Here is a 20,369-nt window from a genome sequence, read left to right on the forward strand (position 1 = left end):
TCCTATGGAGCCCGCCATGAGCAATCCGGCGCAGATCACCCCTCCGACCAACTCGCTGCGGCTCAAGGTCGGCGGCGGCTTCGGCATCAACGCCGACGCCATCGCCAAGGCTGAGGAGGCGCTAAAAGCCATGTCGGCCCAGTTCGGCCAGTGGCTGAACGACGAGATCGTAAAGCTGGACAAGGCCCAGGCCGACATCCGTGAGCAGGGCTACACCCCCGCCACCGCCGAGGCTCTGTATTTCCGCGCTCATGATCTGAAGGGCTTGGGCACCACCTACGAATATCCGCTAGTTACCCGCATCGCCGGTTCGCTGTGCAAGATGCTGGACGACGCCGATCGCCGCATGACTGCGCCGATCGCCATCCTTGACGCCCACATCGACGCCATCCGCGCCGTCGTCCGCGACCAGATCAAGACCGACGAACATCCGACCGGCCGCGCCCTGGCCGAGACCTTGGAAGCGCGCGTCGCAGATCACCTCGCAGGCTGAAGCCCCTCCAGCCGTTTGCGAAAGGCCCGTCGTCTCCGACGGGCCTTTTTCTTAGGCCGCGTTGGCGGCGGTCAGACTGAGCGACGGCGACTGATCCAACCGCTCCATCAGATAGGCCAGATCGTCGCGCAGTACGGCCGGACGCTGGGTCAGGAACCGCTCCAGCATCTGATCGCGGAAATAGGCGCTCGACGTATCGATCCCCTCCGCCGCCAGCGCACGCCAGGTGTCGACCCCCGCGCGGAAGGCTTGGAACAGGCGCGGCGGCAAACCCGCGCGATCATAGATTGCCTTCAGCCCCAACGGACCGGCGTCATGCACCATCAGCCAGGCGCGGTGATGGGGCGTGTTTGCCAGTTCGGCCAGCCCATATTCGAACATCGCCATCTGACCCCGCGCCAGTCCGCGCAGCAGCAACGATGCATTCAGGACGCGACGGGCGTTCAACTGGGTCATGAAGGCCGCCAGATCGGTGCTGACGCTGGCCTGATCGACCAGATCCACCGTCATCCGCTCACGAGAGTATTGGGCCAGACGGATCGCAGTTTCCGGGGCCACAGCGTGATGGCTGATCAGATGTTCGCGCACCGCCTCGCTGGCCAATTGGATCAACCGCTCGGTCACATGCAGCGGCAGGACCTGGCGATAGGCCACGGCGGTCAGCACTTCAGGTGCTTCGGCGAAACGATCGACGACGGTCGCCAGCGCCCCTTCGGACAGGTCGGCGTTGTCATTCGCCGCCAAGGTGCGAACCGACTGCTCACATCCTTCGGCCGCCAACACTGTTGCGACATCGCGCGACACCCGCGCCCGCCCCGCCACGGCGACCTGACGCACGACCGATCCGGCGCGCACGATCTCGATCAGATCCTCGTCGCTGAACGCCGGCGAGGAAGCGATGATCGGCAGGGCGATGCTGTCCAGATCCCCGGCCAGTTTGCGCGCCACGTCGTTGGGAATCAGATCGGACGCCTTAAGCGTCACGGCCATAGCGCGACGCACCAGTTCGGCGGCGTCATTGGCCAGCAGACGCAGGATTTTCTGCGCCGCCGCCCTGTCGTCCTCATTCAGTTCCGCGCGCTCCATGTTGCGGCACAGCTTGTGCGCCGCCTCGGCCCGCTCATCGTCGTCCGTCGCCTTGATCAGGCGTCGAATGTCCACTTCTGTCAGGCGGGCGCGGAAGGCGGTCATGGACGGCTCGTGATGGAATCGGACGTTGATCCCAGAATGAGACTGCCATGCTTAACGGGCGGTTTACCATCGGTTGCAATGCAACGACTCAGGTCGATTCCTTGCCATTTGGCGAGAAAGCGCCGCCGAAGCCGCTGCTGGACGATCCATCCTGACCGAGCAGTAGCGCCAGCAGCCCTTGATCCTGCTTCAGCCGATCCAGACGGGCGGCCAGCATCTGGTCCTTGTCGCTCAGGTTCGGCACGGCGTATTTCGTCTCGCCGGCTCCGGCGGCGGGTGCGCCCTCGCCTGCCGTGCGCTGCAGATTGGCGTGGACCTCGGCGATCGTGGCGGCGCGTCCATTGCGATAGAAGATGCTGCGGTTGGCCCGCGCAGCGTCGGGGAACAGCGCTGCGGCGCTGCCGCCCGGATTACGATCCATCGCCTCTATCAAACCGGCGGCCCCAGCCGGCCCCAGGAAATGAGCCGCATACAGATCGCCTGCGCCCGGTTCCTTGCCCGTACGTCCGCGCAGATATGCGGCATTGGACGCCGTCAACTCAGCCGCCATGGTCGAGGCCGCATGGGGATCGAACCGGAGGTCTAGCACCACGTTGCGCGCCGAACCCTCGACGCGCCAACGTCCGTCCGACCCGCGATGGATCAGGTCGGCGTATTGGCCGTAGCCGTGCTGGGCCCCGTGCTGCTTGACCGTGCCCAGCCAAGTCTGCTCGATGAATTGAAACAGGCCGGCGGCCGACGAGGTCGGGGCCTTGGCCGACGGGTTCATCGCGCTCTCGCGCCGCGCGGTCTTGACCAGGAAGTCATAGTCCACGCCAACGGCGTTCGACGCGCGCCGGATGGCCGCCTCTACTCCGCCTGTCGATGGAATCGCTCCGATACCCATGTGCGAAGGGTCGGCGAACGTAGTTAACCAACTCTTAATTCTTAACGGCCGCGTTAACGCCTCGACCTTCGTCGAACGGGAAAACTTCGCCGTAAAGCCGCCACAACCTGCGCGCTCAACTTCCAGTTACGGGCGCTGCGGGGGCGGTGAACGAGGGAGTGACGTTATGATGATCCGTGCTGCCGGTGGTCCCGGCTTGATCAGCCCGATCGACTTCGGGGAACGCAAGAAACCCATCCCGCGCTGGATGCTGGGCGCCATCGGCGTCTCAATCGTCCTGCACGTTGCGGCGGGGGTGGCGCTTTATAATCAAAGGTTCGAGCTAAGTGCGGCGCCCATCGACGACATCCTCGACCCGCCGGTCTCGGTGATGATGGCGCCGCCCAAACCCAAGCCCTTGCCCACGTCTGAAACGGCGGCACCGCCAACGCCCATTCACAAGTCGGCGATCCCCGTGCCCTCGACGGTGCAGACGGTCTCGCTGACGCCGCCCGAGCCCGGCGTCGTTACCGCTCAACCCGGTCTGCCGACCATCAGCGTCGCCCCCACCGGCGTCGAGGGCGGCACGGCAACCGTCGAGACGCCACCGCGCCCGCCGTCGGTGATCAACAATCCAACCTGGGCCAGCCGACCTTCGGCGGCGCAGATGGCGCGGGCTTATCCGACCCGCGCCGCAGAGAACGGCACGCCGGGTTCGGCGACGCTCAGTTGCGTGGTCAATGCGGACGGCGGCCTGAACGGCTGCCGTGTCGTGGGCGAGACGCCGAGCGGCCAGGGCTTCGGACGCGCCGCGCAGAGCCTGACGCGGTCGTTCCGCATGAACCCGCGCACCGTAGACGGCCGGCCTGTCGACGGCGCGACCGTCAACTTCACCGTCCGGTTCGCGATGGAGGGCTAGAATCGCCCAGGGTCGAGGGCGCGGGCGTGTGGCGACGCCGTCCGCCCCTCGATCGCATCGGCCACCACGGCGCCGACCAAGGGCCCCAGCAACCAGCCGTTTCGACGCGGCGCCAAGGCCAAAAACAAACCCTCTTCACCGGGCGCCGAGCCCGCGAGCGGCAGGCCATCCGCCGTCGCGCCTCGGATGCCGACGCGCCATTCGATCGTCAGAGGTTCGGGCGACCGACCCAGCGCAGCCCAAGCCGCCTGGGTCAGGCGTTCGGACGCCTCGGCATCCGGCGTCGTATCCCGCCGCCCCGGCTCCATCGTCGCTCCGATGACCGCACCCGAGGCCATTGGCGCGACATAGGCACCTGGTCCGCGCACGACATGATCGACAAGATGTTCGGCTGCGACGCCGATCTGTCCGCGGATCGGCTGGATTTCCTCGATCAATCGGCGCGCGACATCGGGCAGACCCGCAATGGCGTCACAGGCGCCGGTGGCCAGCACGACCGCCTCCGCATCCAGCCACTGATCGCCGATTTCGAGTCGCCAGCCGCCATCGGCGCGGGCGATCGTCGTCACCGTCCCCGCTACGACAGCCTCGCCCAGCGCCTGCCTTAGCGCGGCCAAAGCCTGTGTTGGCTCGACCTGATAATCGTCATCGGTCGTGACGCTGGCGCCATCGCGCCGCGCGTCGAAGCCCAGCGCGCGCAACCGCGCCTCCATCGCCCCCACGTCGCCGCCTCTCCATTCGGCGGGTCGACGCGCCAGAGCTATGCCGGCGGCGCTCGCGAACTCGGACCACAGGTCGCATCCCGCCCGAAACAGTTGGGCGCGATCCAGCGACACGTCATCGATGGCTGATTCCATCGCCGGGGCGATCATCCCCGCAGCCACCAGTGAGGCGTTCACCTCGCCGGGATCGACCACCAACACCGCCCGGCCGCGCCGATGAAGTTCAAACGCCGTGCAAAGCCCCAGCACGCCGGCGCCGACAATCACGATGGGAGAGGAAGATGTCACGGGCCGTCTGATCGACCCGTGACGCCCCTATTGCAAGATGGCTTTCGCCTATTCCGCGGCCATCGAGGCCGCGCCGGCGTGGTCGAGACGCGCGACCAGGGCCGCGTGCTGGTCCCACAGGGCGGTCGGCAGACGCTCGCCGAACTGGCGATAGAAGTCGGGGATCAGCGCCGCCTCTTCGGCCCAGACGCCTGCATCCACGTCCAGCAGGGTCGACAATTGCGCCGGCGTCAGGTCCAGGCCCGACAGGTCCAACGCAGCGACGGACGGCACGCGCCCGACCGCCGTATCGACCGCCTCGGCCTCGCCGTCGATCCGCTCGCTGATCCACTTCAACACGCGCGCATTGTCACCGAAACCGGGCCAGACGAAGCGGCCGTCCTGATCCTTTCTGAACCAGTTGACGAAGAAGATGCGCGGCAATTTCGACGCGTCTCTCCCCTGCCCCATCTTCAGCCAGTGGGCGAAATAGTCGCCCATGTTGTAGCCGCAGAACGGCAGCATGGCGAAGGGATCGCGGCGCAGTTCGCCGACCTTGTTCTCGGCGGCTGCGGTGCCCTCGGACGCCACTGTCGAGCCCATGAAGACGCCGTGCTCCCAATCAAAGGCTTCGGTCACCAACGGCACGGCGCTGGCGCGACGACCGCCGAACAGGATCGCGTCGATCGGCACTCCCCTGGGATCTTCCCACTCCGGTGCGATGGCCGGGCATTGGCTGGCGGGCGCCGCAAAACGAGCGTTGGGGTGCGCGGCGGGTTCGCCGGACGCGAGATCGTGCGGACGCCCCTTCCAGTCGGTCAGACCTTCTGGCGTCTCGTTGGTCAGACCCTCCCACCACACGTCCCCATCGCTGGTCAGGGCGGTGTTGGTGAAGATGGTGTTGGAAGCCAAGGTCTCCAGCGCATTGTGGTTGGTGTTGCGGCTGGTGCCCGGCGCGACGCCGAAGAAGCCGGCCTCGGGATTGACCGCATACAGTCGCCCGTCGTCGCCGAATCGCATCCAGGCGATATCGTCGCCGATGGTCTCGGCCTTCCAGCCCGGCAGGCTTGGCTGCAGCATGGCCAGGTTGGTCTTGCCGCACGCGCTGGGGAAGGCGGCGGCGACGTATTTCGCCCGGCCCTTCGGATCCGTCAGCTTCAGGATCAGCATGTGCTCGGCCAGCCATCCCTCATCGCGAGCCATGATCGAGGCGATGCGCAGGGCGTAGCATTTCTTGCCCAACAGGGCGTTGCCGCCATAGCCCGAACCATAGGACCAGATTTCCCGCGTCTCGGGGAAATGCACGATCCATTTGTCGTCGTTGCAAGGCCAGGCCACGTCCGCCTGACCATCGGCCAGCGGCGCACCCAGCGTATGGACGGCCGGCACGAAGACGCCCGTTTCGCCCAACTGATCCAGCGCCGATTTACCCATACGCGTCATCACCCCCATGGACAGGGCGACATAGCCGCTGTCGGTGATCTCGACGCCCAAGGCGCTGATCTCCGACCCCAGCGGGCCCATGCAGAACGGGACGACATACATCGTCCGCCCGGCCATGCAGCCGTCGAACAGACCGTCTAGACGGGCGCGCATCTCGATCGGATCGGCCCAGTTGTTGGTCGGGCCGGCGTCAGCCTCGTCGTCCGAGCAGATGAAGGTGCGGCTCTCCACGCGCGCGACGTCGCGGGGATCGGAGGCGGCGTAGTAGCAGCCCGGCCGCTTGGTCTGATCCAGCGCCTTCAGCGTGCCCTTGGCCAGCAGGTCGACGGTGATGGCCTCTTTCTCGGCCTCGGAGCCGTCGCACCAATGGACCTTGGCGGGCTTGGTCAGGGCGGCGACCTGCTCGACCCAGGCGATCAGCCCAGCATGGGCGGTGGGCGCCGGGCGCAGGCCGGGCGTGGAAGGCTTGGACAAGGACGTCTCCTGAGCAAAAAGAGCCCGGCGATCTGACGCCGCCATGACCCGACACATAACGATCACGCACTGTTACAAGCGAAATGCGCCGTCGTATCAGCCGCGTCAAACCGCGCACGAAAGCGCCGATGTCCACCGGTGTCGTCGGCAAAAGATCGCAGATGCGATCGCGGCTTCAGAGCGGTAGAAGGGCTTGTGCAAACACTGGATTCGCTCACTGTCCTGCCTGACGGCGCACTCACTTCGCCCGCCGCGCGTCGAAATGCCGAGGCGATTCTTCGCGTGCTCCGCGCCCACCTGCCGGCGCGTGGATCGGTGCTCGAGATCGCCTCCGGATCGGGCGAACACGCCGCCGCCTTCGCCGCCGCCCTGCCGGATCTGGACTGGACGCCCAGCGACCCCAGCGATCAGGCCCGCGACAGCATCGCCGCCTGGAGCCGCGAGCTCGCTGTGTCGAACCTGAAGCCGCCGTTGGCCCTCGATGCCGGCGATCCCACGACTTGGCCGACCGACATGTTCGACGCTCTGTATTGTGCGAACATGACGCACATCAGCCCCTGGTCGGCGACCGAGGGGCTGATGGATCTGGCCGGGCGAGTCTTGCGACGCGCCGGCGGCCTGCTGGCGCTTTATGGTCCCTACCGCGAGGCCGAGGTTCCGCTGGCGGACTCGAACGCGGCCTTCGACGCCAGCCTGAAGGCGCGAAACGTGGAATGGGGTCTGCGTGATCGCGAAGCGGTTGAGACCCTGGCCCGCTCGCATGGCCTTGCGGCCACGCTGCGGGTTCAGATGCCGGCGAACAACCTCATCCTGCTGTTCCGCGCCGTCTGATCAGACGATCGCGCCGACCAGCTTGGACAGTTCGGCCCGCTCGTTCAGGAGGGTCACCCCCCCGTCCTTGAACACCGCGCCCTCGGCCTGGGCCGATAAGCCGAAGCTGTCGGCCGCCAGCGCAACGCCGTCCGCGAAGGCGATGACCGTCAGACCGTTGGCGCGCGCCAGGTCGATCAGCGACCGCACGGCCGCCAACGACGCCTCATCCGTCGAACCGCCCGGAACGACCAAACCCTTCAGACGGCCTTCGGCGATGTCCTTGGCCGTTGCGGTGGCCAGCACGGTCACGCCGCCGGCGATCAAACTGGCGTCGCCCGTCGAAATCGGGGCCAAGCCCACGCCTTCGGCCCGCAACGCGCCCTCCACGTCGCCCAACTCGCCGAACGCCATGTCACGCCGCATCACCAGCCCCATGCGCAGACGGGTGGGAACAGGACGGTTGTAACCGGTGCGACGGGGGCCTGCGGAAGATTTGTTTTGAGCGAACAAGACGTCTCCTTGAGATGTTTCAATACTGATCCAGATCCGACAAGCGACGCTGTCGAACCACCCACGCCGATGACCAGAAAAATGAAAATCGATGGGTCCGACGCGTGTCGTCCCGCACTCTGGATCATTTGTGGAATGCCGGCAGATATAGTGACGATCCCGTCTGGATCAACCTGCCAGTTCAAACGGACCGGCCTTGCTAATCCTGAAAACGGCGACCCGCTTGCTCGCGATCCTGCCCGGCTCTAGACAGCCGCATCGACTGGACGACGGAATCGCATGGCCTTCACCCGCACCTATGATGGCGACGAACCCGTTCGCGTGAACAAGTGGCTGGGCCAGACCGGCGTCTGTTCGCGGCGCGAGGCCGATACCCTGATCGCCAATGGTCTGGTCTCCATCGATGGCGAGACGATCAGCGACGCCGGCCGAAAGATTCAACCGGGCGAAACCCTGACCCTGAACGACACCGCCCGGGCGGCCTTGGCGACGGGCATGACCCTGGTGCTGCACAAGCCGATCGGTTACGTCTCGGGCCAGCCCGATCCCGGCAAGATCCCGGCCGTGCGACTGCTGAAGACGCCCAATCGTGTCGGCGAAGGCGAGACGCCTGCGCGGGATGCCTCCCTGCCCCCCATCGGTCGGCTGGATGAGGATTCGCGCGGCCTGTTGCTTTTGTCGTCGGACGGCGTCGTCGCCAAGGCGGTGATCGGCCCGGCGTCCGAGTTGGACAAGGAATATCTGGTCGTCGTCGAAGGCCAGATCACCGAAGGCAAGCTCAGCAAGCTGCGCCACGGCCTGTCTCTGAACGACAAGCCGCTAAAGCCCGCCCGCGTCACCCAGATCGAGCCGCAGCGCCTTCGCTTCGTCCTGACCGAGGGCAAGTATCGCCAGATCCGCCGCATGTGCGAACTGGTCGGGCTGGAGGTCGTAGATCTCTATCGCACCCGCATCGGGCCGCTGGTATTGGGCGACCTGCCCGAGGGTCGCTGGCGCCACCTGACCGATCAGGAACGCGCGATGCTGATCGCCGCCTCGACGACGCCGCCCGCGCTCTAATAGAGCGCCCTAATCGAGCGCTCTGAACCACAGATCAAGCAGTTGGGCCTCCTCCCGGCGCGCCTCGGTGCGTTCGGCGGCCTCGGCGTCCACGCCCCACTGCTCTTCTTGGAACAGCTCGTCGATCCGCGACAGGTCGAACGCCGCCCCGCCACCCAACGCGCCCTGTTCCACCGCCAAGGCCAATACGGCCGACCCCAGCAGCGGCACAGCCGTCGCCAGTCCGGTCAGGCGGAAGTCGTCCAGCGACAGGGCGTGCGCCTTGACCCGCGCGATGGCGTCAGGCGACTGCGGCCGATGCACGATGCCGGCGACCGGCTCCAGCGCCACGCCCATCTCGCGCGCAGCCCAGTCACGCCACGGCCCCCATTCCCGCGCCTGGCGCTCGACCAGCGGCGTCGGATGTTCGGCCAGATAGCAGACCACGTCCGATCCGGCATAGGCCGCGATCTCGTCCGCCACCGGCTCGCGCGCCTGACCGATCCGATCGATGGCGGTCGAGGCCAGCCGGGTCGCCGGCATAGTCGAGGGATCCAGAAACTTGCCCTGCGCCGCCCATTCGTCGGCGACCAACTGCGCCGCAGACTGCGTCGGCAAGACCAGCGCCGCCTTGTCCGGCGTCTTCGGCGTGCGCCCATCCAACAGCACGGCCCAGCCCCCGTCCGCATGCGGCCCCACCGTCGCTTCGGTCCAGAAGCGAGAGATGCGATCCGGCGACTGCTCGACGAAACGTGGGCGATGCGGGGTGGGTTGGTCGGTCATCAGAAGGTCCGTTGGAATCAGGCCGGCACGACGTCGAACGCCAGCGTCAGACGCGACGCCTCGCCGCCGAACGGCTGGGTGCCATGCCACATATAGGAAGGAAACAGCACCAACATGCCGGGTCGGGGCTGCACATAGTGTTCTGCCGCCAAGCTCGGCAGGCCGGGCGGCGCGCCGAACCGCAACCAGCCCTCGCGGCGCTCGCCCTGCACCGCTGGCGGCAGTTCGATATGGCAGGCCGAGGACAGCCAGCCGTTCGAATGGATATGGTCGGCGTGAAATCCGTTCGGCCTCAACCGTACCGACCAACTGCCTTGGATGCGATAGTCACCTGTATTCCGGGCCCTCAGCGGATCGTCGCCCTGACCCAACGCGGCCATATAGTCGCGGATCGGCTTGTCGATGGCCTGGAAAAAGGCGCGAATGGCCGGATTTTCGCTCTGCGCCAAGGACGCGCTGGTCTGCGATCCCCCGCGCAGCGACTGGCCCACCGGATGGTTCTTTAGCGTATGCAGGTCGTGCAGCGCCTTCGCCAGATCGACCAGATAGGCCTCCAATGACGCCCACCCGTCAGGCGCCTCCAGCCGATATGGCCGCACGAAGGCGTCGTAGTCGTAAAGCCGGCCGTACCGCACATCGCCGAGCATCCGCCAGGCCGTCGCCTGAAAGGCCAGCACATGCTGGTTCAGCGGCTCGCACGCCCGCAACGTCTTGATCGTGACCAGCGCCGCCTCGGCCTGACCCAGCGCCAGCAGGCATTCGGTCTGGGTCACCATGATCGCCGGGACCTCGCCGCCCGCCAGCGCCGCCGCCCGGTTCGCATGGTCCAGCGCCCCGAGGGGATCCCACGTCAGACACGCCTGCGCCGCCGCCAGTTCCCCGGGCCCATCCAGCGGTCCGGCGACCAGGGTGCGATAGGCTCGCTCGCCCTCCCCTGCATATTCCAGCAGCTTCGCTTTGATCTGGCGCAGCAAAGGCGTCGCTGGCGATACGGCTATGGCGGCATCCAGCGGCGCGCAAGCGGTCTCTAGATCGGCGTCGCGCATCCAGATCAACTGGCTCAGATCACGCAGCGCATCGCCATAGCCGGGACGCCGCAGCAGCGCCTGACGGTAGGCGTCCTCGGCCTCGTCGAACCGGCTCTGCGCCTGCAACGCCCGCGCCAGCACCAGCCAGGTTTCGGGCGCATCGCCGCCGATAGACATGGCGGCGCGACATGCGGCTTCCGCCCCGGCCGACCATCCAAGATCGCCGAGGGTGGACGCCAGATTATGCCACGCTGGCACGCTGTGGGGCCGAACTGCGACTAGGCGCTGCGACAGCGCAGCACTCTCCTCCAGACGCCCCGCCCGCTTCAGAAGATCAGCCTGGACCGACAGCACCTGCCACGGCGAATCGGCCGGCTGCACCATGGGCGCCAGCATATCCAAGGCCGCGTTCAGCTGCCCGGCGGCGGCCAGAGCCTTGGCCCCTTCGACCCTCGCCTGGCCCCCCGCCGTCACCGGATTCGCTTCACGCCCAGGAAGGGATCGTCTTCAGCCTCGTCCTCGGAAAAGCCGAAGTGGGCGAAGCCGGCTTTCATTTCGGGGCTCAAGGGGGCGGTGACCTTGAGAACGCCTTCGCGCGGGTGGTCCAGTTCGATGCTGCGGGCGTGCAGTTGCAGCTTCAGCGGGCCCGACAGTTCGCGCGATTTCTCGTCGCCGTATTTCGGATCGCCCAGAATGGGGTGGCCGATCCCCGCCATATGGGCGCGCAGCTGGTGCGTCCGTCCGGTGAAGGGGCGCAGCGCCATCCATGACGCCCGGTGCGAGGCGCGGCTAATGGTGCTGAACGCCGTTTCGGCCGGTTCGGCGCGCGGATCCTTGCGCTCGGCCGGGCGCATCATCTCGAAATCGTTGATGCCGGTTTTCTTCAACGGCATGTCGATCTGGCCCGTATAGGGTTTCGGATTGCCGATGACGATGGCCCAGTAGGTCTTTTTGGCCTGCCGACGGGCAAAGGCGCCCGCCAGTCGCTTGGCCGCCTCCGGCCCCTTGCCCAGCAGCAGGACGCCCGAGGTGTCGCGGTCCAGCCGGTGGACCAGGCGCGGTCGCTCCAATCCCTCGCCCCAGGCCGACAGCAGACGGTCCACGTGACGGCTCGTCTTGGTCCCCCCCTGCACCGCCAGGCCATGCGGCTTGTTCAGGGCGATCACCATGTCGTCTTCGTAAAGCACCAGCGACTTGGCGAAGGCGATGTCCCTTTCGGACAGGGTGTGCGCGTCGCCCGCCTGTCGTGACGTGTCGTCGGGGATCGGCGGCACACGGACGGCGGCGCCGGCGGTCAGACGGCCTTCGGGTTTGATGCGCGCCCCGTCCACGCGGATCTGACCGCTGCGGGCCATCTTCTGCACCTGGATGTTGGACAGGTGCGGCCAGCGCCGACGGAACCAGCGATCCAGCCGGATGCCGTCCTCGTCCTCGGCGACATAGATCGTTAGGACTTCGCGCTTGGGCGCGTCTGCTGCGGGCGGCTGATCGGTCAAGCGGAAACTCCAAGGGCGCGGCGGGCGATCATCAGACCGACGAACAGGGCCGCGATGGCCAGAACCACCGAGCCGATCACATAGGCGGCGGCCAGGCCGATCTGGCGGCGCTCGATCATCTGTACCGCTTCCAGCGAATAGGACGAAAAGGTCGTGAACCCGCCCAACACGCCGACGGCGGCGAACAGGCGCACCACCTCCTGCTGCGCCCCGCCCCGGAACGCCAGCCAGCCGACAAGCAAACCCATCAGCAGACCCCCGGCGACGTTGGCGGCGAAGGTGCCCACAGGCCAACCGGCATTGGGCGCGAGCCGCCCGGCGGCGAGGCCCAGACCATAGCGCGCCATGGAGCCGATGGCCCCACCTGCTGCAACGAGAAGAAAACGTGTCATCGTGCGGCGATATATACGCCGCCCGCGCCGAAAGCGATGGTCAGCGCGGGATGGAGCCCTGCACCGAGCGCGCATCATAGGCGTTCGGACGATCCGGCTTCTGGCCGCGTCCCAAAACGACTTCCAGCGTCGTCGAGGTCGGCTGCGGTCCGCTGAAATTCAGACCGACGCCCACGCCGACACCCGAGGCCGAATAGCCGCCATATCGACTGCTGCCGCCACCGATGGAGACACTCGGGCTGACGCCGCCTGCGCCACCCGGCCGACCATCGGTCCAGCTCTGCGTCACCTCAAACCAGTCGTAGCCTTGTTCGGTGGTCAGGTCGGCGGCGCGCACCAGCGCCCAATCGGCGACACGGCCCGCCGCGCCGACGCCGTTGTAGGTGACCCGATAGCGATTGGATTCGATCCGCTGCTCGGAATATCCCTGCCCGTTCGGCCCCATCTGCGCGCCATAGGGCGCCAGGCTGGCGCAGGCAATCAGGGCCAGGGCGGAAAGACCGGTCAGGGCGAGGGCGAGACGCTTCATCAGAGGTATCCTTTCAACGACATAGCGCCAAAACGCACACGGCGTTCCCTGAAGCGCCAGCGCCCTAAAGACCCAGCGCCGTTCTCAGCTTCGCGAAATCCTCGGGCGGCGGCGATTCGACCGTCGTCGTCCCGCCCTCGGGATGCGGAAAAGTCAGTTTGGCGGCGTGCAGCATCAGACGCGGCGCAGGTCCAACGGGCGTGGTCAAAGCGCCGCCGTAGCGCACGTCCCCGATCAACGGCCGACCAATATGGGCCATGTGCACACGCAGCTGATGCATCCGCCCGGTCAGCGGCTCCAGCTCGACCACGGCCCCTTCAGGTCCTGCGGCCAAGGTCCGATAGCGGCTCTGCGACCCTTGCGCGCCCGGCGCGTCGAAGGTGACGACCCGCATATAGCTCTCGCGCCCAATCTCCTCGCGGCGCAACGGCGCGTCGATGGTCGCCGCCTTGGGATCAGGCGCGGCCGACAGCAGGGCCAGATACTGTTTCCTGAAACGCCGCATCTGCAACGCCTTGCCCAGAAAACTGGCCGCCGGCTTGGTCTTGGCCGCCAGGATCACGCCCGAGGTGTCGCGATCCAGCCGATGCACCAACTCCGGCCGCTTGCCGTTTGACCGCGCGAACGCCCAAAGCAGGTCGTCCAGCGTATGCGCCTTGATCCGCCCGCCCTGGCTGGACAGCCCCGGCGGCTTTGAGAAGGCGATGACGTGCGCATCCTCGTGGATCACCCACGACCGGACGGCGGCGATATCATCGGATGAAAGATCGGCAGGAACGCGGGTCACGGCGCGTCCATACGCGACGGCGCGCCCTACGTCAGCCCATCAGCGCAGCACGCCGCGTTTGCGCATATTGAACGCATAACCAAACAGTAGAACCGCAATCAGCAGGATGACGATCGGCATCCAGCTCATGGCCGCCAGTTCGGGCGGCGCCGGCGGCGGAGGATCGATCAACTTGCCATAGATCAGGCTGATCAACGCGCCCAGCAGCGACAGACCGAAGGCCGGAACCGCCCAACGCCGGCGCAAAAGCAGCAGCACCGAACCGATCACCGCACCCCAGACTCCCAGCGTCCACGGCAGATACATCCAGCCGGGCATGGCCTCGTAATACGCGACCATGGCGTCGTCGAAACCCGCCGCCCGCATGTAGGCCTCGCCCCGCGTCGTAGTCTGGATGAAGTCGAACGCTCCGAACCCGTTCCACAACAAAGACAACACGCCCACCAGCCACAGATGCCAGGGCGTTTTCACTGTCTCGATCATCGTCCCCTCCCAAGGATGTCAGGCCGGAACGCTAACCGCCTTATCGACTGGCGACAATGAACAGCGTTCAGTCAGTCGCCGGACGCGTCCGCCGCCAGCCGTGCTCGCATCTCGGCCCAGCGCTCCAAACGCGCCTTGACCTTCTCTTCGTGCCCCTCGCCCTTCGGCTTGTAGAAGGTGCGACGGTCCATCTCGTCGGGAAAGAAGTTCGCGCCCGAAAAGCCCTCGGGCGTGTCGGGGTCGTATTGATAGCCCTTGCCGTACCCCAGCGACTTCATCAGCTTGGTCGGGGCGTTGCGGATATGGGCGGGCGGCATAAGCGACCCTGTCTCATAGGCCGCCTTCTTGGCCGCCTTGAACGCCTCATAGACCCCGACCGACTTGGGCGCCGTGGCCAGGTGAACCACCGCCTGAGCCAAAGCCAGTTCACCCTCGGGACTGCCCAGGAAATCGTAGGTGTCCTTGGCCGCGTTGGCGACCAAGATCGATAGCGGATCGGCCTCGCCGATGTCCTCGACCGCCATCCGCACGATCCGACGCGCCAGATAAAGCGGATCCTCCCCACCGTTCAACATGCGCGCCAGCCAATAGAGCGCCGCGTCGGGGTCGGAGCCCCGAACCGATTTATGCAGTGCGGATATGAGGTTATAGTGTTCTTCTCGGCTCTTGTCGTAGGCGGGCGCCCGGCGTTGCAGCACGCCCGCCAGCCCCTGCACGTCCAGCTTTTCGCGCTCAGGCAGGTCGAACAGCACCTCCGACATCGTCAGCAGATACCGCCCGTCGCCGTCGGCCAGGGCCAGCATCGCCTGTCGCGCCTCCGGCGTCAGCGGCAGGGTCCGGTCCATATGCGTCTCGGCCCGGCTCAGCAGCTGATCCAATGCCGCGTCGTCCAGCCGCTTCAGCACATAGACCTGACTGCGCGACAGCAAGGCGCCGTTCAGCTCGAAGCTCGGGTTTTCCGTCGTGGCCCCGACCAGGGTCACCACGCCTGCCTCGACGAACGGCAAAAAGCCGTCCTGCTGGGCGCGGTTGAAGCGGTGGATCTCATCGACGAACAGCAGCGTGCTCTGTCCCGCTGCACGCCGCATCCGCGCCGCCTCGAACGCCTTCTTCAGATCGGCGACGCCCGAAAACACCGCGCTGATCGCCTGATACTCATAGCCCGCGGCCTGGGCCAGCAGGCGCGCGATCGTGGTCTTGCCCGTCCCCGGCGGTCCCCACAGGATCATCGACCCCAACCGCCCCGCCTCGATCATGCGCCGGATCGGCCCGCCTGGCCCCAGCAGATGATCCTGCCCCACCACCTCGTCCAGCGTGCGCGGACGCAGGCGGTCGGCCAAGGGGGCGTCGGGGGGCAGAATGCCGGAGGCTTCGAACAGGTCGCTCATGGGTGCGACCTATGTAGGCGTTCGCCAAAGGCTTTTCACGCGTTAGTATCGCGAACCGCCACGGAGACCGCACCATGACCGACGCCAATCCGAACCAGGGTCCGACTTCTGGCGTGACGCCGCATCTGACAATCCCGTCGCGCGGGGCCTCTGCGGCGATCGATTTCTATATCATCGCCTTCGGGGCCGAGGTGTTGGACCGCCGTCTCGCCGACGACGGCGAGCGGCTGATGCACGCCCACCTGAGGATCAACGGCGCCAGCGTCATGTTGAATGACGAATTTCCGGAATACGGCGGTTCGCAGGATGTGCGGCCCGCCGGCGTGACCCTGCATCTTCAGGTCGCTGATCCCGACGCCTGGTGGACGCGCGCCATGATCGTCGGCGGCGCGGAACCTGTGCTGGACATGGCCGATCAGTTCTGGGGCGACCGCTACGGCGTCCTGCGCGACCCCTTCGGCCACACCTGGTCGATCGGCGGGCCGACGAAGGCCTGACGACCTATCTCAGCACGCCGCGAATCTGACGGCCGCCACGGTTGACGACGACCTCCCACGGGCCGCGACCGGAACTGGCGGCCTCGACATCGCGGGCCGAGCCGATGGCGCGGCCATTGATGCTGACGATCAGATCGTTCTGACGGAATCCCGCACGCGCCGCATAGCCGCGCCCGGACACGCCGGTCACGATGACGCCCGTCGCGAACGGATCGCCGCCCAGGCGGTCTGCCAGAGCAGGGCTGAGCGCGACGACCTCGGCGCCGGCGAAGGGGCCGGACTGGATCGTCACCCCTTGCTTCGGATCGGCGTCGCCCGGCAGGGTCTGAACCCGCGCCGTCACGGTCTGCGCCCGACCGTCGCGCAGGATGGACACCTGCACTTGATCGTTCGGATTGCGCGAGCCGACGCGGTAGTTCAGCCCGTTCTGGTCGTTGATCTCCTGACCATCGACGGCGGTGATGACGTCGCCCTGACGAATGCCGGCGCGCGCGGCCGGACCGTTTGCGTAGACGTCGGTGACGACCAGCCCCTGCGGTCGGCTCAGGCCCAGGCTGCCGGCGATGTCGCCAGTCACAGTATCGCCCTTCACGCCCAGCCACGGCCGAACCACAGCCGTCGCGCCGCCCACTGCGCTGTCGACCACCCGCTTGACCATGGCCGCCGGCACCGCGAACCCGACCCCGGCCGAGGAGCCCGAGCGCGAAAAGATGGCGGTGTTGATGCCGATCAGGTCGCCGTCCATGTCCACCAGCGCCCCGCCCGAGTTGCCGGGATTGATGGCCGCATCGGTCTGGATGAAGGACCCGCTGTCGGAAATGCCGGTCTCGGTCCGGTTCAGAGCCGAAATGATGCCGTTCGTCACCGTCTGGCCCACGCCGAACGGATTGCCGATGGCCAGGACCAGATCGCCGACCTGCTGCTCTTCCTGATCGTCGATGGCCAGCACCGGCAGGCGGTCGCTGACGTTCTCCAGCCTCAGCACGGCGATGTCGCTACGCTCGTCGGCCAGGATGACGGTGGCGGGAAACTCGCGCCGATCGTTCAGCACGACCTTGATTTGCTGGGCGCCGTCGATGACGTGGTTGTTGGTCACGACGATCCCGTCAGAGCGGACGATGACGCCGGAACCGACTGATTCCGCCACCCGCGCCTGGGGAATGCCGCCGCCGAAGAACTGGAAGAAGGGATCGGCCTGCACGCGTTGCACGCTGCGCGCCGAGATATTGACCACGGCCGGCGCGGCGGATCGCACCACCGGCGCGAAGCTGGACTTCATCCCCGCCGCATCGGCCGGAGCGGTGCGCGTCGGTTGGGCGAACTCGCCCTCCTGCGCCTGGGAATTCGAGGGATTGCCGCACGCCGACAGGGCGAAGGCGGCGGCGAGCACGATCGATCGGGTCTTCATGGGCATCCGAGACTGGGGCATCCGAGACTGGCAAGCGTAGAATGACGCCATTCCGCACCCGGTTTCGGGCCGGATCAAGGCGTGTGAATGTCATCAACGGACAAGCTTTACAGCCGTTCCGTCCGGCCGCCTGCCCGCCATATTTGCCCTTCGCGCGCAGGATCGCTACATCCGCCCAAACCTCCCAATCCGACGAACCCGAAGGGCGCACCGCACCTCATGGCGCAGCAATATATTTTCCAGATGCAGGGTCTGACCAAGACCTTCCCCGGCGGCCGCAAGATCTTCGAGAACATCTGGCTCAGCTTCTACAACGACGCCAAGATCGGCGTCGTCGGCGTCAACGGCTCGGGTAAATCCACCCTGCTGAAGATCATGGCCGGCCTGGACAACGAGTTCAACGGCGAGGCCCGCGCCGCCGACGGCATCAAGCGCGGCTATCTGGAACAGGAGCCCCAGCTCGATCCGGCCCTGAACGTGCGCCAGAACGTCGAGGCATGGTGCGAAGAGAAGCAGTGGGTCAACCGCTTCAACGAAGTCGCCGCCGAACTGGGCGAAAGCTACACCGACGAACTGATGGAGGAGATGACCTCCCTTCAGGAGAAGATCGACGCCGGCGACGTCTGGGACATCGACAGCCGCATCGACCAGGCCATGGGCGCCCTGCGCTGCCCGCCCGACGACTGGGAAGTCACCAATCTGTCCGGCGGTGAAAAGCGCCGAGTGGCCTTGGCCCGACTGCTGCTGTCCAAGCCCGACATGCTGCTGCTCGACGAACCGACCAACCACTTGGACGCCGAATCCGTCGCTTGGCTGCAGCACCACCTGGAAAACTTCCCCGGCTGCGTCATCCTCGTGACCCACGACCGCTACTTCCTTGACCTCGTCACCAAGTGGACGCTGGAGCTGGACCGCGGCAAGGGCCACCCGCACGAGGGCAACTATTCCTCGTGGCTGGAAGCCAAGACCAAGCGCGTCGTGCAGGAGCAGTCGGAATCCGAAGCCCGACAGCGCGCCCTCACCCGCGAACTGGAATGGGTGCGTTCGGGCGCCAAGGCCCGTCAGGCCAAGTCCAAGGCCCGTCTGGCCGCCTATGAGCGGATGGTCGAGGAACAGGAATCGATGCGCGGCGCCCAGACGCACGCCCACATCCAGATCCCACCCGGGCCGCGCCTCGGCAACGTCGTTCTGGAAGTCGAGGGTCTGCAAAAGACCTACGGCGACAAGACGCTGTTCGACAACCTGACCTTCAAACTGCCGCCCAACGGCATCGTCGGCGTCATCGGCCCGAACGGCGCCGGCAAGTCGACCATGTTCAAGCTGATCACCGGCCAAGAACAGCCTGACGGCGGCACGATCAAGGTCGGTGAAACCGTTAAACTGGCCTATGTCGATCAGTCGCGTGACGACCTGAAGCCGGACGAAACCATCTGGCAGGCCATCTCGGGCGGCACCGACGTGATGATGGTCGGCAAGCGCGAGATCAACACCCGCGCCTATGTCGGCAGCTTCAACTTCAAGGGCGGCGACCAGCAGAAGAAGGTCGGCCAGCTGTCCGGCGGTGAGCGCAACCGCGTCCACCTGGCCAAGACCCTGGCCTCGGGCGGCAATCTGATCCTGCTCGACGAACCGACCAACGACCTGGACATCGAAACCCTTCAGAACCTCGAAGAGGCTCTGGAAGAGTTCGCCGGCTGCGCGGTGGTCATCTCCCACGACCGCTGGTTCCTTGACCGTCTGGCCACCCACATCCTCGCCTTCGAGGGCGACGGCCATGTGGAATGGTTCGAGGGCAACTTCGAAGCCTACGAACAGGACAAGATGCGCCGCCTGGGCGCCGACAGCATCATACCCAAGCGCATCCAGCACCAGAAGTTCGGCCGCTGATCGCCTGACCTGACAAGAGGAGCCGCTGCATGACCCAACGCCCCGCCGTTCTCATCATGCAGCGGCATCTTGCGCCGCTCTCGGGATTTCTGGAGAGCGCCTACGACGTCTATCGCTTCTGGGAAGGTCCGCCGATCGAGGCCGCCCACGACATCCGCGTCATGGTCGTCGCCGGCGAGGCGGCCCTGGACAAGGCGCTGATCGAACGCCTGCCGAACCTCGACCTCGTGGCCTGTTTCACCTCCGGCTATGACGGGATCGACATCGACTGGTGCCGCCAGCGCGGTCTGCCCGTCACCCACGCCCCTGGCGTCAATCACGAGGATGTCGCCGATCACGCCTTGGGCTTGATCCTGGCAGCACGCCGCCAGATCGCCTCGGGCGACCGTCAGGTCCGCGCCGGCGGCTGGACCTTCGAGACGCGCACCATCACGACGTCGCTCGCCGGCCAGAAGCTGGGCATCATCGGCTTGGGCCACATCGGCAAGGCCGTCGCCGACCGCGCCGAGGCCTTCCGAATGGCGGTCAGTTGGTGGGGGCCGCGGCCGCACGACGCCGAATGGCCACGCGCCGACAGCCTGCTGGCGCTCGCCAAGGCCAGCGATATCCTGGTCGTCGCCTGCAAGGCGGACGAGACCAATCGCGGCCTGATCTCGCAGGACATCATCGAGGCGCTTGGCCCCGACGGCCTTCTGGTCAACGTCTCGCGCGGTCAGGTCGTGGACGAGGACGCCCTGATCGCCGCCTTGAAGTTAGAGACATTGGGTCAGGCCGCCTTGGATGTCTTCGTCGAGGAGCCGACGGACCCAGCGCGCTGGGCCGACGTGCCCAATGTCATTCTCACGCCCCACACCGCCGGGGCCACGACCGCCGGGGTGCAGGGCATGCTGATGCTGCTGATCGAAAATCTGCAGGCGCATTTCACGGGCGAGCCGCTGAAGACGCCCGTCGTCTGA

General features: G+C 66.5%; 21 protein-coding genes. 7 read left to right on the plus strand and 14 right to left on the minus strand.

The window, feature by feature from the left end:
- The first annotated feature begins 16 nt into the window (after positions 1-16).
- Complete coding sequence (locus QRN13_RS09435) at positions 17-493, plus strand: Hpt domain-containing protein (protein ID WP_168189913.1); 477 nt, start codon at positions 17-19, stop codon at positions 491-493.
- 51 nt (positions 494-544) lie between these two features.
- Here QRN13_RS09435 and spbR read toward each other — a convergent pair whose 3' ends face one another.
- Positions 545-1,684 (minus strand): SpbR family protein, encoded by a 1,140-nt coding sequence (gene spbR, locus QRN13_RS09440; RefSeq protein WP_055754841.1) that lies wholly within the window; start codon positions 1,682-1,684, stop codon positions 545-547.
- A gap of 88 nt (positions 1,685-1,772) precedes the next feature.
- Positions 1,773-2,570 (minus strand): transglycosylase SLT domain-containing protein, encoded by a 798-nt coding sequence (locus QRN13_RS09445; RefSeq protein ID WP_284877697.1) that lies wholly within the window; start codon positions 2,568-2,570, stop codon positions 1,773-1,775.
- A gap of 166 nt (positions 2,571-2,736) precedes the next feature.
- On the opposite strand from QRN13_RS09445, the gene QRN13_RS09450 reads away from it, so the two are divergent.
- On the plus strand, positions 2,737-3,468 hold the full coding sequence (locus QRN13_RS09450; protein WP_284877698.1) for a TonB family protein: 732 nt from the start codon (positions 2,737-2,739) through the stop codon (positions 3,466-3,468).
- Here the strand turns inward: QRN13_RS09450 and QRN13_RS09455 are convergent.
- Positions 3,465-4,478, minus strand: coding sequence for an NAD(P)/FAD-dependent oxidoreductase (locus QRN13_RS09455; RefSeq protein ID WP_284877699.1), 1,014 nt, complete (start codon positions 4,476-4,478; stop codon positions 3,465-3,467). The two genes, QRN13_RS09450 and QRN13_RS09455, sit on opposite strands and share 4 nt — an antisense overlap.
- Before the next feature lie 48 nt (positions 4,479-4,526).
- Entirely contained in the window at positions 4,527-6,374 is a 1,848-nt protein-coding gene (locus tag QRN13_RS09460) for a phosphoenolpyruvate carboxykinase (GTP) (protein ID WP_284877700.1), read from the minus strand.
- Positions 6,375-6,656: 282 nt separating this feature from the next.
- On the opposite strand from QRN13_RS09460, the gene QRN13_RS09465 reads away from it, so the two are divergent.
- Positions 6,657-7,205 (plus strand): DUF938 domain-containing protein, encoded by a 549-nt coding sequence (locus QRN13_RS09465; RefSeq protein ID WP_502868586.1) that lies wholly within the window; start codon positions 6,657-6,659, stop codon positions 7,203-7,205.
- Here QRN13_RS09465 and QRN13_RS09470 read toward each other — a convergent pair whose 3' ends face one another.
- Positions 7,206-7,697 carry a hypothetical protein gene (locus QRN13_RS09470; protein WP_228763712.1) on the minus strand — a complete coding sequence of 164 codons (492 nt, stop codon included), beginning with the start codon at positions 7,695-7,697 and terminating at the stop codon, positions 7,206-7,208.
- Between the two features lie 279 nt (positions 7,698-7,976).
- Here QRN13_RS09470 and QRN13_RS09475 point away from each other — a divergent pair, with 279 nt between their 5' ends.
- Positions 7,977-8,756 (plus strand): pseudouridine synthase, encoded by a 780-nt coding sequence (locus tag QRN13_RS09475; RefSeq protein WP_284877702.1) that lies wholly within the window; start codon positions 7,977-7,979, stop codon positions 8,754-8,756.
- Between the two features lie 9 nt (positions 8,757-8,765).
- On the opposite strand, the gene QRN13_RS09480 is transcribed toward QRN13_RS09475, so the two are convergent.
- From QRN13_RS09480 to QRN13_RS09515, 8 genes are all read right to left on the minus strand, one after another.
- Positions 8,766-9,518 carry an ATP12 family chaperone protein gene (locus QRN13_RS09480; protein WP_284877703.1) on the minus strand — a complete coding sequence of 251 codons (753 nt, stop codon included), beginning with the start codon at positions 9,516-9,518 and terminating at the stop codon, positions 8,766-8,768.
- A 17-nt stretch (positions 9,519-9,535) separates the two neighbouring features.
- Positions 9,536-11,020 carry a putative 2OG-Fe(II) oxygenase gene (locus QRN13_RS09485; RefSeq protein WP_284877704.1) on the minus strand — a complete coding sequence of 495 codons (1,485 nt, stop codon included), beginning with the start codon at positions 11,018-11,020 and terminating at the stop codon, positions 9,536-9,538.
- Complete coding sequence (locus QRN13_RS09490) at positions 11,017-12,042, minus strand: RluA family pseudouridine synthase (RefSeq protein WP_284877705.1); 1,026 nt, start codon at positions 12,040-12,042, stop codon at positions 11,017-11,019. The genes QRN13_RS09485 and QRN13_RS09490 overlap by 4 nt, the downstream gene beginning before the upstream one ends.
- Positions 12,039-12,434, minus strand: a complete 396-nt coding sequence (crcB, locus tag QRN13_RS09495; RefSeq protein WP_284877706.1) for a fluoride efflux transporter CrcB — start codon at positions 12,432-12,434, stop codon at positions 12,039-12,041. Before crcB ends, QRN13_RS09490 begins: the two co-directional genes overlap by 4 nt.
- A gap of 40 nt (positions 12,435-12,474) precedes the next feature.
- The gene (locus tag QRN13_RS09500) at positions 12,475-12,963 is read right to left on the minus strand and encodes a CC0125/CC1285 family lipoprotein (RefSeq protein ID WP_284877707.1); all 489 of its coding nucleotides are present in this window, start codon (positions 12,961-12,963) and stop codon (positions 12,475-12,477) included.
- 64 nt (positions 12,964-13,027) lie between these two features.
- Entirely contained in the window at positions 13,028-13,750 is a 723-nt protein-coding gene (locus QRN13_RS09505; RefSeq protein ID WP_284877708.1) for an RluA family pseudouridine synthase, read from the minus strand.
- Between the two features lie 39 nt (positions 13,751-13,789).
- Entirely contained in the window at positions 13,790-14,233 is a 444-nt protein-coding gene (locus QRN13_RS09510) for a hypothetical protein (protein ID WP_199059540.1), read from the minus strand.
- A 71-nt stretch (positions 14,234-14,304) separates the two neighbouring features.
- On the minus strand, positions 14,305-15,621 hold the full coding sequence (locus QRN13_RS09515; RefSeq protein ID WP_284877709.1) for a replication-associated recombination protein A: 1,317 nt from the start codon (positions 15,619-15,621) through the stop codon (positions 14,305-14,307).
- 74 nt (positions 15,622-15,695) lie between these two features.
- Here QRN13_RS09515 and QRN13_RS09520 point away from each other — a divergent pair, with 74 nt between their 5' ends.
- Positions 15,696-16,118 carry a VOC family protein gene (locus QRN13_RS09520; protein WP_153924116.1) on the plus strand — a complete coding sequence of 141 codons (423 nt, stop codon included), beginning with the start codon at positions 15,696-15,698 and terminating at the stop codon, positions 16,116-16,118.
- Between the two features lie 4 nt (positions 16,119-16,122).
- Here the strand turns inward: QRN13_RS09520 and QRN13_RS09525 are convergent, their stop codons facing one another.
- A complete protein-coding gene (locus tag QRN13_RS09525; protein ID WP_284877710.1) occupies positions 16,123-17,526 on the minus strand; it encodes a Do family serine endopeptidase in 1,404 nt (467 codons plus the stop codon).
- A 219-nt stretch (positions 17,527-17,745) separates the two neighbouring features.
- Between QRN13_RS09525 and ettA the strand changes: the two genes are divergently transcribed.
- A complete protein-coding gene (gene ettA / locus QRN13_RS09530) occupies positions 17,746-19,413 on the plus strand; it encodes an energy-dependent translational throttle protein EttA (RefSeq protein ID WP_284877711.1) in 1,668 nt (555 codons plus the stop codon).
- Between the two features lie 29 nt (positions 19,414-19,442).
- Complete coding sequence (locus QRN13_RS09535; protein WP_284877712.1) at positions 19,443-20,369, plus strand: 2-hydroxyacid dehydrogenase; 927 nt, start codon at positions 19,443-19,445, stop codon at positions 20,367-20,369.

This window comes from Brevundimonas sp. MEB006b, from assembly GCF_030209705.1.
In the GTDB taxonomy this organism is placed as follows: domain Bacteria; phylum Pseudomonadota; class Alphaproteobacteria; order Caulobacterales; family Caulobacteraceae; genus Brevundimonas.

Excerpts from the sequence above, each read along its gene's own strand:
- QRN13_RS09435 (WP_168189913.1), top strand. The coding sequence starts at position 17 with ATGAGCAATCCGGCGCAGATCACCCCTCCGACCAACTCGCTGCGGCTC.
- spbR (WP_055754841.1), bottom strand. The coding sequence starts at position 1,684 with ATGACCGCCTTCCGCGCCCGCCTGACAGAAGTGGACATTCGACGCCTG.
- QRN13_RS09445 (WP_284877697.1), bottom strand. The coding sequence starts at position 2,570 with ATGGGTATCGGAGCGATTCCATCGACAGGCGGAGTAGAGGCGGCCATC.
- QRN13_RS09450 (WP_284877698.1), top strand. The coding sequence starts at position 2,737 with ATGATGATCCGTGCTGCCGGTGGTCCCGGCTTGATCAGCCCGATCGAC.
- QRN13_RS09475 (WP_284877702.1), top strand. The coding sequence starts at position 7,977 with ATGGCCTTCACCCGCACCTATGATGGCGACGAACCCGTTCGCGTGAAC.
- QRN13_RS09480 (WP_284877703.1), bottom strand. The coding sequence starts at position 9,518 with ATGACCGACCAACCCACCCCGCATCGCCCACGTTTCGTCGAGCAGTCG.
- crcB (WP_284877706.1), bottom strand. The coding sequence starts at position 12,434 with ATGACACGTTTTCTTCTCGTTGCAGCAGGTGGGGCCATCGGCTCCATG.
- QRN13_RS09500 (WP_284877707.1), bottom strand. The coding sequence starts at position 12,963 with ATGAAGCGTCTCGCCCTCGCCCTGACCGGTCTTTCCGCCCTGGCCCTG.
- QRN13_RS09510 (WP_199059540.1), bottom strand. The coding sequence starts at position 14,233 with ATGATCGAGACAGTGAAAACGCCCTGGCATCTGTGGCTGGTGGGCGTG.
- QRN13_RS09515 (WP_284877709.1), bottom strand. The coding sequence starts at position 15,621 with ATGAGCGACCTGTTCGAAGCCTCCGGCATTCTGCCCCCCGACGCCCCC.
- QRN13_RS09520 (WP_153924116.1), top strand. The coding sequence starts at position 15,696 with ATGACCGACGCCAATCCGAACCAGGGTCCGACTTCTGGCGTGACGCCG.
- QRN13_RS09525 (WP_284877710.1), bottom strand. The coding sequence starts at position 17,526 with ATGAAGACCCGATCGATCGTGCTCGCCGCCGCCTTCGCCCTGTCGGCG.
- ettA (WP_284877711.1), top strand. The coding sequence starts at position 17,746 with ATGGCGCAGCAATATATTTTCCAGATGCAGGGTCTGACCAAGACCTTC.
- QRN13_RS09535 (WP_284877712.1), top strand. The coding sequence starts at position 19,443 with ATGACCCAACGCCCCGCCGTTCTCATCATGCAGCGGCATCTTGCGCCG.